The organism is Burkholderia sp. Ap-955 (assembly GCF_011753045.1).
GTDB lineage: Bacteria > Pseudomonadota > Gammaproteobacteria > Burkholderiales > Burkholderiaceae > Burkholderia > Burkholderia lata_D.
The window spans coordinates 1-10,938 of sequence record NZ_VWWH01000146.1; the positions used below are offsets into that span (position 1 = coordinate 1).

Sequence of the window (10,938 nt, forward strand, 5' to 3'; positions counted from 1 at the left end):
GTCGCGCGCGCCCGCCCCGTCCCGCCCGACGCTGCGCGACGCGCTGGTCGAAGCGCACATGCTGCCCGCCGGCGCGAATCACGCGCTCGACTTCAGCGGCCCGAACGCCGTGCATCTGCTGACCCTCGCCGAGCACGGCATGCTGGCCCCCGACACGCACCGCGTCTACGTGTACCGCAACGGCCAAGCGATCGCGCACCAGCTCGACGCCCCCGACGGCGTGCTCGTGCCCGACGCCGCCGGCAACCTGCTCTGGCACGACGACTGGCGCGACACGAGCGGGGCCGGCGTGCCGCTCGACGCGTCGCCGATCGGCCGCGGGCCCTACGGCGCCGACGTCCATCTGCTGCTCACCGAGCTCAAGCCGGACGGCGTCGACACCTATGCGGCCGGCACGCGCGTGGACGCGCTGAACAAGCAGATCGCACGCCTCACGAAGCTGCAGGGCGCGTCGAGCCGCAACCTGGTCGACACGCTGCGCAAATGGGCCCGGCAGGAAAAAGCCGCGGCCGTGCGCGAACGCAACGCCACGCAGCAGCACATCGATCGCGAAATCAAGGCCGCACGCAAGCGCAACGCGCCACCGCCCGAGCATCCGGTGCTCGAAATCAAGCCGTACCAGCCGGCGCTCGTCAGCTCGACGCAGATTGAATGGAAGCGGCGCTACGGCGACGGCGGCATGCCCGACCCGCTCGCGCATATCGCGCGGCTCAAGGCGTTCATCGAGCGCGAAGGCAACACACGCGCCGGCCCGCTCGAATTCGAGGACACGCCGGGCGACACCGCGCCGCCGGTGACGATGGCCGACGCGAAGGGATGGACCGGGCTCGGCAAATGGCTCGGCGTCGCACGCGACTATGCGACGGGCGGCGCGCGCTATGCACCGGTGCCGCGCTGGAAGGACATGCAGCGCAAGCTGAGCGCGGCCGCCGCCATCGACCGGCAGATCATGCGTGCGTTTTTCCGGTCGAGCCGCGACGTGCAATATCGCGTCGCGCCGATGAGCCGCGCGTACCGGCTGTCCGATGATCCGCAGGCGTTCCTGGCCCAGCTCCGCCGCTACGGCGCGGCGGGCGCGGTCGTCACGCTCGTCGTCGATCCGCATACGCTCGCGGCGGCCCAGGGCAAGAAGCACGACCAGGACTTCGTCGACGACGTGAAGCGGCTCGGCGACCAGACGCGCGCGAAGCTGGACTACACCGACGCGACGATCACCGGCGAGAACGGCCACGTCGTGCATCTCGACGAGCTGACCGAGAAAAACCTGCACGCATGGCTCGACGCCGCGGCCGAAGGCGGCTTCCTGCTGCGGCTCGAAACCGCGTCGGGCCGTGCGCTGGTGTCGCGTACCGACGAGCGCTACCAGGCCGGCACGAACGACCAGTATCACGACTACGTGCGGCTCGCGTCGCTGCTCGAGAAGTGGGCGAACCAGCACCCGCGCGAAAACGCGCCGCACGTGATGGTGACGTTCCACGGCTGGGATGCCGTGCCGGAACCGGTGCCGGGCGCCGGTCACGTCGAACTCGTGAACGCGCTGCTCGACCGGCCGGCGCTGAACTGGGTGCACGTCGGGCTGTCGTACGCGACGCACGGCACCGACTTCATTGCGAATCCGGATCTGACGAGCGCGCTCGCGAAGATGCTCGTCGAGCGTGCCGGCCCGCACGCGGGCAAGCGCAACCACGCCGCGTTCGAGCGGATCCATGGCGGCGACGCGCTGACCCGCGTCTTCGAGCGCGTCGATCCCGACACGCTGGTCGAACAGCACCAGATGCTGCTCGCCGAGATCGACCGGATCGGCCGCGACAGCGGGATGACGCCCGACGAGATCGGCTCGCTCGTCAGCCGCCTGTACGAAGGCAACACGACGAAGCTGCTGAATCGCGCGCGCTACGCGGTCGCCGACTACGCGACGCGGGCATGGCAAGCGGACCCGAACAACGCGCCGAAGCCGAACTCGAAGGTGCGGCGCTTTACCGAAGACTGGCAGCGCGACATCGGCAGCAAGCTCGACAAGCCGCAGCAGAGCCGGACCATCGGCAGGCGCCCCTTCTCGTCGCAACCCGACTGGCGCGAGGTCGTGCAACGGCCCGAGCTGCTGGTCGACGACGCGAAACCGCTCAGCGACAGCCGCCTCGTCAGCAGCCAGTCGAACCGGCCGGCCCCCGCCGCGCCAACCGAACCACCGCTGACGCCCGAGCAGGCCGCGCATGCGGAACTGAACGCGCTGCGGCTGCAGCAGGCGGGCCGGCTGCGGTCGTGGTTCACGCGGGAAAACGTGCTGTCGATGCTGGCCGGCGTCGGCGTGGGCTTCGGGGTCGGCTTCGGCGCGCACCAGTTCGGCCTCGCGTCGCCCGAGTTCAAGCAGACGAGCAACGCGATGTTCGTCGGCGCGCGCACCGGCCGTCTCGTGCAGGCCCTGCACCAGGATTCCGTGCGGGCGCTGCAGGATGGCGACCCGCGGCTGTTCCGGCGCGTGCTCGATCGCTTCGTGCGCGGGCTCGACAGCCAGCTCGCCGCGCACGAGATGGACCGCGACACGCGCGGCGCGTCGCTCAGGCTGCTGGCCAACGAGGCGCGCGCCAAGGTGAACCAGCTGATCGCGCTGCACGAAAAGCAGAAAGTGCCGGCGGACGACGTGGTCGCCTATACGAAGATGATCGCGAACGACATGATCGCGCAGATGCAGGGCGTGCTCGGCGGCACGTCGATCCAGCAGATGCACCACGGCAACCCGCGCCGCTTCTTCGGCAAGCTCGGGCGCTCGGCGGCGCTGGCCGGCTACGTCGGCATCGGCGAGACCGCGATCCACAACCTGTTCACGGATCCGTCGATCGTGCCGGTGCTCGGCGGCGTCGGCGCGCTGCTCGGTCTCGGCTATACGGCCGCCATCCATCTCGGCGCGACGCGCAACCTGTCGCTCGACCGCCGCAGCCGGCTGGTGCGCGCGATCGACGCGACGTCGGATGTCGTGTCGGTCGCGGCTGGCTACACGGGCGCGTTCATCGGTGCGCACGCGACGATCCATTCGAACGTCCCGCTCGCGCTGTCGGGCGCAACCTCCGCGACACTGCTCGCGCTCGCGCGCATCGACACGCATTTCCCGAACGCGACCAAGGCGATCACCGGCCGGATTCCGACCGCGATCGTGCTCGTGCCGATCGCGATCTACGTCGGCAACTGGATCTACACGTTCTTCGACGACAAGGGCAAGCCGGTGCCGAAGTCGAACGTCGCGCCGCCGGGCGGCAGCACGTCGCCGTCACCGAGCGCGTCGTCGTCCGCCCCGTCGCCGTCGGCCACGCCGTCCGCGAGCGCGCAGCCGACACCCGGGCCGTCCGGGTCGGCCACGCCGACGCCGCCCGCGTCGACGCCGCCGGCCAGCCCGTCAACGCAGCCGCCGCGCTATTTCGTCGTCGACGGGGATTCGCTGTGGGTGATCGCCGACCAGCATCGCGATTCGCTGCTCGACGCCGCCCACGTCCCGCCCGCGGACCGGCAGGCGATGTCGCGCTCGGAGCAGGACACGGCGGCACTCCGGGAAATCCTGCAGCTCAATCCGGGGGTGGCCGCCGATCCGGCCCACCTCGCGATCGGCACGCCGCTGATCGTCGGCTGACCGCGGCCCGGCCGCGCATCGGCCGACCGCGGCGCCGCGTCACCCCGCGCGCTGATGCTCCAGCCATGCCTGGAACATCAGCACCGTCCACAGCTGGTGCTGCCAGTTCATCCGGCCGGTCTGGTGCTGCCGCCACAGGCGGTCGACCGCCGCCGCGTCGAAAAAGCCCTCCTCGCGCAGCCGCGACGGCCGCAGCAGCGCCTCGGCCCAGTCGCGAAGCGCGCCGCGCAGCCAGTGGTCGACGGGCGCGCAGAAGCCCTGCTTCGGCCGGTCGATCAGCGCGGACGGCACGTACCGGTCGAGCAGCCGGCGCAGCAGCGCCTTCGACTGCCCCTCCGGCAAGCGCACCGCCGCCGGCACGCGCCACGCGAATTCGACGACGTGATGATCGAGGAACGGCATGCGCGTTTCGAGGCTGACCGCCATCGCTGCGCGATCGACCTTCGCGAGGATGTCGGTCGGCAGGTAGGTGAGCGTATCGATCGCCATCGCCTGCTCGGCGAAGCTCAAATGCTCGGGCCACGCGGACACCGTGTCGAGCGGCGTCGGCGGCTCGTGCCCCGACAGCGCGAGGCGTTCCGGATGATGCACCGACGACATCAGCAGCCGGTACAGCCCGATGCGGCTCTCGGCCGTCATCACGTGGCCGAGCTTGTGCAGGCGGTCACCGATGCGCGTCGCCGATTCGCGCGCCTCCACGCTGCCCCACGCACCCTGCGCGACGGCCGCGAGCTGGTCGGCGTGATCGGGCCGCAACGCATGCAGCGCGGCGGCGATCCGCGCCCGCACGGCCGCCGGTACGCGATGCAGCTTGCGCCACAGACGCGGCGTCAGGAAGTAGCGCGTATAGCCGCCGAACAGCTCGTCGCCGCCGTCGCCGGACAGGCTCACCTTCACGTGCCGGCGCGTCAGCTCCGACACGAGGAAGGTCGGAATCTGCGACGCATCGGAGAACGGCTCGTCATAGATCGACGGCAGCTTCGGCACGACGCCGAGCGCATGGTCGGCCGTCACGTAGAGTTCGGTATGGCGCGTGCCGAGATGGCGCGCGACCGCCTTCGCGTAACCGGCTTCGTCGTAGCCGGCTTCGTGGAAGCCGATCGTAAACGTGTCGACCGGCGCCGCCGATTGCGCCTGCATCAGCGCGACGATCGCCGACGAATCGATGCCGCCCGACAGGAATGCGCCGAGCGGCACGTCCGCTTCCATCTGGCGTGCAACCGCCTGGCGCAGGATCGTGTCGAGCTGGCCGACCGCTTCGTCGGCGCTGCCCTCGAACGGCTGCGCACGGCCATCCGCGATGGCCTGTTCGAGCGTCCAGTACGTGCGGATGCGCGGCGTGTCGCGCGCATGCTCGAACTGGATGAAGGTGCCCGGCGGCAGCTTGTGGATGCCGCGATAGATCGTGTAAGGCGCGGGCACGCTCGACTGGCGCAGGTACAGGCACAGCGCGTCGCGATCGACCGCGCCGTCGAAGCCCGGATAGCCGCGCAGCGCCTTGAGCTCGGACGCGAACACCAGCGCGTCGCCGATCCGGCCGTAATAGAGCGGCTTCTCGCCGATCCGGTCGCGTGCGAGCGTCAGCACCCGCGACGCGCGGTTCCACAGCGCGAACGCGAACATGCCGGTCGCGCGCCGCAGCGTCGCCTCGACACCCCACGCGACGATCGCCGCGATCAGCACCTCGCTGTCGGAGTGGCCGCGCCACGCCGGGGCGCGCCCTGCTCGCTCGAGTTCCGCGCGCAGTTCGCGATGGTTGTAGATTTCGCCGTTGAAGACCATGACGTAGCGACCGCACGCGGATGCCATCGGCTGTCGGCCGTGCACCGACAGGTCGACGATCGCGAGCCGCCGGTGGCCGAGCGCGATGCCGGCCTCCGGGTCGACCCAGATCCCCTGCCCGTCCGGCCCGCGATGCGCGAGGCTTGCCGTCATCCGCGCGAGCGTGCCGCGCGCTGTCTCCTCATCGAAGGCGACGCTATTCAGAAAGCCGTCGATTCCGCACATTGATTTGTCTGCCCCTGTTGACCATGTTCGTCACACGTGGCGCAACCTCGCGGCCCGCCGTCCGGCGTGACGGTCGAGCCATATTACGAAGAAATAAATCAGCAATAATTCACAGGTGAACTTCCGCACCGGGCAGAAAAAAATAACGTCAAGCACCGCGCGTGCATGACCATTCAAGGGGCCATATCGAACGGGAACGCATGGCCGCGCACGTGCTCGGAACGGAAAAAGGGGTGGCATGCCGAAGCGGCCGCCGTCGCACGCGTCAGCCCGCGCCGGTCGCCCATTTCAGCAACTGCGCAACCTCGCGGAAATGTTGCGGCTGGATCGTGCCGTTCTCGGGCGTCGTCTCGTACAGCGCCTGCGCGAGGCCGACGTTCGCGAGCGTCGGGCGCAGTTCGTCGCGCGCGGCACGCACGATCCGCTCGGCCGCGTCGCCCTCGCCGCGCGCGAGCACCCACGGCAGCGTGCCGATCCCGCCGTAATACAGCGCGACCGCGACGCGCGACGAATGGACGACCACCGACGCATAGCCGATCCGCTCGGACAGCGACGCGAACTGCACTTCGCGCGCGAGCTGCCGGCGCTTCGCTGCGATGTGCGGATCGCCTTCGTCCTCCTTGTGCTCGCGCCGCACTTCGTCGATCGACATTTTCATTTTCTGATTGAATTCGTGCCGCTGGTGCACGATGTCGATCAGTGCCATCACGATGTAGATCAGCGCGGCCCAGCCGAACAGCAACATCAGCAGCTTCACGATCAGCGCGAGGATCGAGATCGGCCGCGTGAAGCCCGACTGCACGGACGGATCGAGCGACTCGACGATCAGCCAGCCGAGCGTCGCGACGAGCAGCGCCGTCTTCAGCAGCATCTTCGCGAGATTGACGAGGTTGCGCAGCGACCACAGGTTCTTCATCCCCTCGGCCGGGTTGAGCCGCGACAGCTGCGGCACGAGGCGGCTCCACGCCATCACGCCGCCGACCTGCACGAAACCCGCCAGCAGGCCCGCGAGCAGCCCGGCCGCGACGATCTGCGCGGACAGCGTCGCCCAGTCGCGCGCGGCGCCGTCGATCAGCACCGTGATCCGCGAGGACGGGTCGGCCGCGCCCACCGCGTCGAACACGAGCCGGAACAGCGCCTGCAGCCGCGCGAACAGCGCGCCGATGCCCACCGCGAGCGCGACGCACACGCCGACGAAGAACGCCGACGAAATCGTCTCCGCACTCTTCGGCACATCGCCTTTCTCGCGCGCCTCGCGCAGGCGCTTCGCGGTCGGCTTCTGGTCCTTTTCGGCCATGTCGGCTCCGGCGCGCTCAGCCGCCGCCGTGCGCGGCGAACAGCGCGCGCAGCAGCGCCATCAGCCCGCTGTCGGGGCTCAGCAGCGCATGCAGCGACGCGTACACCACCGGCAGGAACAGCACCATCATCAGCAGCGCGAGCGCGCTCTTCAGCGGCTGCGAGAACACGAAGATGTTGAGCTGCGGCACCGCGCGGCCGACCAGGCCGATGCCGAGCTCGACGAGCACCAGCACGATCGTCACCGGCGCGGCGAGCTTCACCATCCACTCGAAGATCGTGTCGGTCTGGCGCACGACGAAGGTCTGCAGCATCGACGAGAAATCGGGGCCGAGCGAGCCGATCGGCCACCACGCATACGACTGCGCGAACAGCTGCACAAGCACCTGCAGCCCGCCCGCGGTGACGAACAGCGCGATCGCGACGAAATTCAGGAATCCCGACGTCGGGCCGCCCTCATGCCCGCCCATCGGATCGAAGAACGCGGCGCTGCCGCTGCCGGTCTGGAAATCGATCAGGTAGCCGACACCCTGGATCGCGAACAGCACCGCACTGAACGCGCCCGCGAGCAACATGCCGACCATCGCCTCCTTCGCGACGAGCAGGCACCACATCAGGAACGGCAGCGCGGCCACCTGCGCGGCGTCGATCGCCGGCGCGACGAATGCAGCGATCACGACGGCGACGCCGTTGCGCACGAGCCCCGTGACGATCTGCTCGTTGAATACCGGCACGACGAACATGATCGGCAACAGGCGCGGCATCACGTAGAGCAGCGGCCGCAGCATGCCCGCGACGTCGTTGAAGCCCGAGGCCGGGTCTAGCATCGGCGCTCCACGGCGGCGGTCAATGCGACGTCGTCGGGCTCGTCGCCATCTGCGGCGGCCGCTTCGTCCGGGTCGGCCGCACCGGTCAATGCATCGGCCGGCGGCGCGGTCATCGCCGCATCGAATGCGGCGGCGGCTTCGGGCGGCGCCTCTCCGTGGCCGGCAACGTCGGCAGCCGGAACCGCCCATGCGCCCGCCGTCGCGAAGCGTCGCACCGCATAGCCGTCCGCGACTTCGTCGGCATCGCGCTCGACTCGCGCGGCGCGCGCGTGCAGCGCCTTCTCGCCGGCTTTCTCCAGCTTGTCCTCGGCGGCCTGCGCCTTGCGCGCGGCGCGCTGCAGGTCGGCGAGTGTCGCTTCGTGACCGCGATGCACGTGCGCGGCCTCGCTCACCGACGCGTTCGCGGTGCCGATATGCCGATCGAAGGTGCGCGTATCGGCCGCCGCGTTCTGCAATGCACGCGCTTCGCGCACGTCGTCAGCGAGGCGCGTCTGGATCGCCGCCTTCGCGGCGACCTGCTGCGCGAGCTGCGCCTGCGCGGCCGCCAGCGCGCGCCGGCTCTCCGCGGCAATGCCCTGCTGGCGCGCGGCCGCGACGCGTGCAATCTGGCTGCGCATCTCGCGCACGCGTTTCAGGCGCGCGAGCGTCGCGAGCACGAGGCGGTCGTCGGCTTCAGACATGATCGTTCGCCAGCTTCGTCAACTTCGCGAGCAGCGTGTCGAAGCGCACGTCCTCGTCCGACGCCTGCGCGCAGAACGCACCGATCGCATCACGCGCGCGCAGCGCGAGATCGCCGAGCCGGTCGCTGCCTTCGCGATATTCGCCAATCTGCACCAGCAGCTCGATCTCCTGGTACTTCGCGATCAGCTCGCGCACGCGCGCGGCCGCATGCTGGTGCGCTCGGCTCGCGACGAGCGGCATCACGCGCGACAGGCTCGCGAGCACGTCGATCGCCGGATAGCGGTTCGCGAGCGCGATCTTGCGCGACAGCACGATATGGCCGTCGAGGATCGAGCGGACTTCCTCGGCGATCGGGTCCGATTCCTCGTCGCCTTCGACGAGCACCGTGTAGAGCGCGGTGATCGATCCGCGCGCGCCCTGCCCCGCGCGCTCAAGCAGGCGCGGCAGCACCGCGAACGTCGAGGGCGGGAAGCTGCGCCGCGTCGGCGGCTCGCCGCTCGCGAGGCCGACCTCGCGCTGCGCGCGCGCGAAGCGCGTCAGCGAATCGACCAGCAGCAGCACGCGCTTGCCCGCATCGCGGAAATGTTCGGCGATCGCGGTGGCGACCAGCGCGGATTTCACGCGCTCCATCGCCGGGCGATCGGACGTCGACACGACGACGATCGAACGCGCGCGCACCTCGGGCGACAGGCTGTGCTCGATGAACTCGCGCACCTCGCGGCCGCGCTCGCCCACCAGGGCGATCACGTTCACGTCAGCCTGTGCGCCGCGCGCGATCATGCCGAGCAGCGTGCTCTTGCCAACGCCGGACGGCGCGAAGATGCCGACGCGCTGCCCGATGCCGAGCGTCATCAGGCCGTCGATCACGCGCACGCCGGTCGGAAACGGCGTGTCGATCATCTTGCGCGCGAGCGGATTCGGCGGGTCCTGCTGCGTCGACACCCACGCGGCGCCCGTCACCGGCCCGCGATCGTCGAGCGGCCGGCCGAGCCCGTCGAGCACGCGGCCGAACAGCCCCTCTCCCACCGGAAACACATGCTCGCGCCCGGACGGCACGACGGTCGTTTCGGGCGACAGGCCCGCCACGTCGCCGAGCGGCGTGAGCAGCGTCGTCTGCCGCGAGAAGCCGACCACCTCGGCGAGCAGCGTCGGCTGGTTCGGCGTGCGCAGCTCACAGATTTCGCCGAGCCGCGCGCGGATGCCGGTCGCATTCAGGATCTGCCCGACCGCGTGATTGACGCGGCCCTGCACCGACACCGGCGAGAAGAACGCGAGGCCCGCGTCGAGTTCGCCGACGAGGCGGCCGCGATCGAACGGCGTGCCATCGTCGTCGCCGAACGGCTGCGTATCGTCGAGCGGTGCGTTCATCGCGCGGCCCCCTTCAGCGCATCGCGGCGGATCGCCTGGCGCAACGCGTCGATCTGCAGGTCGAGGCTCGCGTCGATGCGCCCGGACGGCGTCTCGACCGTGCACGCGTGGCGTTCGAGCTGCGCATCTTCGACGATGCGGATCTTCTGCCGGTTCGACTGTCCGGCGAATGCGCCGTCGAGCGCGTCGCGCATTTCATCCTTGCGGCCGGGCGCGATACGCACGATCAGGAACGCCTCGTCGCGCACGAGCGGCGCGATCCGCGCGAGCGCGGCCTCGTACAGCGTCCGCGTGTTCATCTCGCCGACGATCGCGCGCACGGCCTTCACGACGATGTCCGCCATCGCATCCTTCATCGTCTCCATCGTGCGCGCGGCGGCAAGCGCCTGCGTATAGGCCTGCGCGGCCTGCTCGCGCTGCGCGCGGCGCATCCCTTCGTCGTAGCCGGCCGCCTGGCGCTTGTCGAATTCGCGCTGCGCGTCGGCGACGATGCGCGCGGCCTCTTCATGCGCGGTCGCGATCACGTCGGACGCGTCGAGCAGCGCCGCGTATTCGCGCTCCTTGAGCACCTTGCGCTCCGACAGGAGTTGCAGGTTGTCGCTCGTGATCAGAAAAGCCAGTCCCATGACGCAAGCCTCTCGGGAATCAGAAACAGGAACATCAGCTCACCGAACTGGTCGCGCTGTGCGCGGTTCAGCCAGTACGGCGCTTCGTCGTCGATCGCGCGGTGGAATTTCAGGCGCGTGCGCCGCGCGACCGCGTCGCCCGCCACGCCGATGAAATCCGCCAGCAGCCGCCCGCCGCGCGCGCGAATCACGGCAGGCAACGCGGCGGGATCGGCGCGCCACGGCTCCAGCGTGTCGGCGAGCGCACCGAATTCCGGCGCGCGTTCGAGCGCGAGTTCCAGTGCGTCGGCGCCGAGCTTCGCCGCCACTTCGGCGCGGATGCGCCGCACGGCCAGCGCGTCGCGCAACCACGTGCGATGCAGCAGCAGCCCCGCATACGCGGCCAGCTGCTCGAGCGCCGCGCCCGGCAGCAGCGCGAGCCGCGCGCACGGGTTCGCCACGTCGAAGTCGTGCCGTCCGGCCACGCCGTTCGCGTCGAGCAGGTGCCGCGCGAGCAGCTTGCGGCCGGCCG

The 10,938-nt window shown here is 70.1% G+C and carries 8 protein-coding genes; 1 reads left to right on the forward strand and 7 read right to left on the reverse strand.

All coding sequences use genetic code 11. From position 1 onward, the window contains the following. A partial coding sequence (locus tag F3J15_RS35650; RefSeq protein ID WP_240161544.1) for an LWXIA domain-containing protein occupies nt 1-3,622 on the forward strand: 3,622 nt, incomplete at its 5' end. 39 nt (nt 3,623-3,661) lie between these two features. Here the strand turns inward: F3J15_RS35650 and asnB are convergent. The 7 genes from asnB to F3J15_RS35685 form a co-directional block, all read right to left on the reverse strand. Continuing rightward, nucleotides 3,662-5,629 carry an asparagine synthase (glutamine-hydrolyzing) gene (asnB, locus tag F3J15_RS35655; protein WP_166897220.1) on the reverse strand — a complete coding sequence of 656 codons (1,968 nt, stop codon included), beginning with the start codon at nt 5,627-5,629 and terminating at the stop codon, nt 3,662-3,664. A gap of 265 nt (nt 5,630-5,894) precedes the next feature. After that, nucleotides 5,895-6,926, reverse strand: coding sequence for an EscU/YscU/HrcU family type III secretion system export apparatus switch protein (locus F3J15_RS35660; protein ID WP_166897222.1), 1,032 nt, complete (start codon nt 6,924-6,926; stop codon nt 5,895-5,897). 16 nt (nt 6,927-6,942) lie between these two features. Then, nucleotides 6,943-7,752, reverse strand: a complete 810-nt coding sequence (gene sctT, locus F3J15_RS35665) for a type III secretion system export apparatus subunit SctT (protein WP_089485354.1) — start codon at nt 7,750-7,752, stop codon at nt 6,943-6,945. Further along, nucleotides 7,746-8,432: a hypothetical protein gene (locus F3J15_RS35670; protein ID WP_166897225.1), complete on the reverse strand. Its 687-nt coding sequence runs from the start codon at nt 8,430-8,432 to the stop codon at nt 7,746-7,748. Before F3J15_RS35670 ends, sctT begins: the two co-directional genes overlap by 7 nt. Continuing rightward, nucleotides 8,425-9,801 carry a type III secretion system ATPase SctN gene (sctN, locus tag F3J15_RS35675; protein WP_166897228.1) on the reverse strand — a complete coding sequence of 459 codons (1,377 nt, stop codon included), beginning with the start codon at nt 9,799-9,801 and terminating at the stop codon, nt 8,425-8,427. The genes F3J15_RS35670 and sctN overlap by 8 nt, the downstream gene beginning before the upstream one ends. Continuing rightward, a complete protein-coding gene (gene sctL, locus F3J15_RS35680) occupies nt 9,798-10,427 on the reverse strand; it encodes a type III secretion system stator protein SctL (protein ID WP_069252133.1) in 630 nt (209 codons plus the stop codon). The genes sctN and sctL overlap by 4 nt, the downstream gene beginning before the upstream one ends. Beyond that, nucleotides 10,409-10,938: SctK family type III secretion system sorting platform protein (locus F3J15_RS35685; protein ID WP_166897230.1), on the reverse strand; the 530-nt coding region annotated here is incomplete at its 5' end. The genes sctL and F3J15_RS35685, both read right to left, overlap by 19 nt.

Coding starts and splice junctions, on each gene's coding strand:
- sctN (WP_166897228.1), bottom strand. CDS start 9,801: ATGAACGCACCGCTCGACGATACGCAGCCGTTCGGCGACGACGATGGC.
- F3J15_RS35660 (WP_166897222.1), bottom strand. CDS start 6,926: ATGGCCGAAAAGGACCAGAAGCCGACCGCGAAGCGCCTGCGCGAGGCG.
- asnB (WP_166897220.1), bottom strand. CDS start 5,629: ATGTGCGGAATCGACGGCTTTCTGAATAGCGTCGCCTTCGATGAGGAG.
- sctT (WP_089485354.1), bottom strand. CDS start 7,752: ATGCTAGACCCGGCCTCGGGCTTCAACGACGTCGCGGGCATGCTGCGG.
- F3J15_RS35670 (WP_166897225.1), bottom strand. CDS start 8,432: ATGTCTGAAGCCGACGACCGCCTCGTGCTCGCGACGCTCGCGCGCCTG.
- sctL (WP_069252133.1), bottom strand. CDS start 10,427: ATGGGACTGGCTTTTCTGATCACGAGCGACAACCTGCAACTCCTGTCG.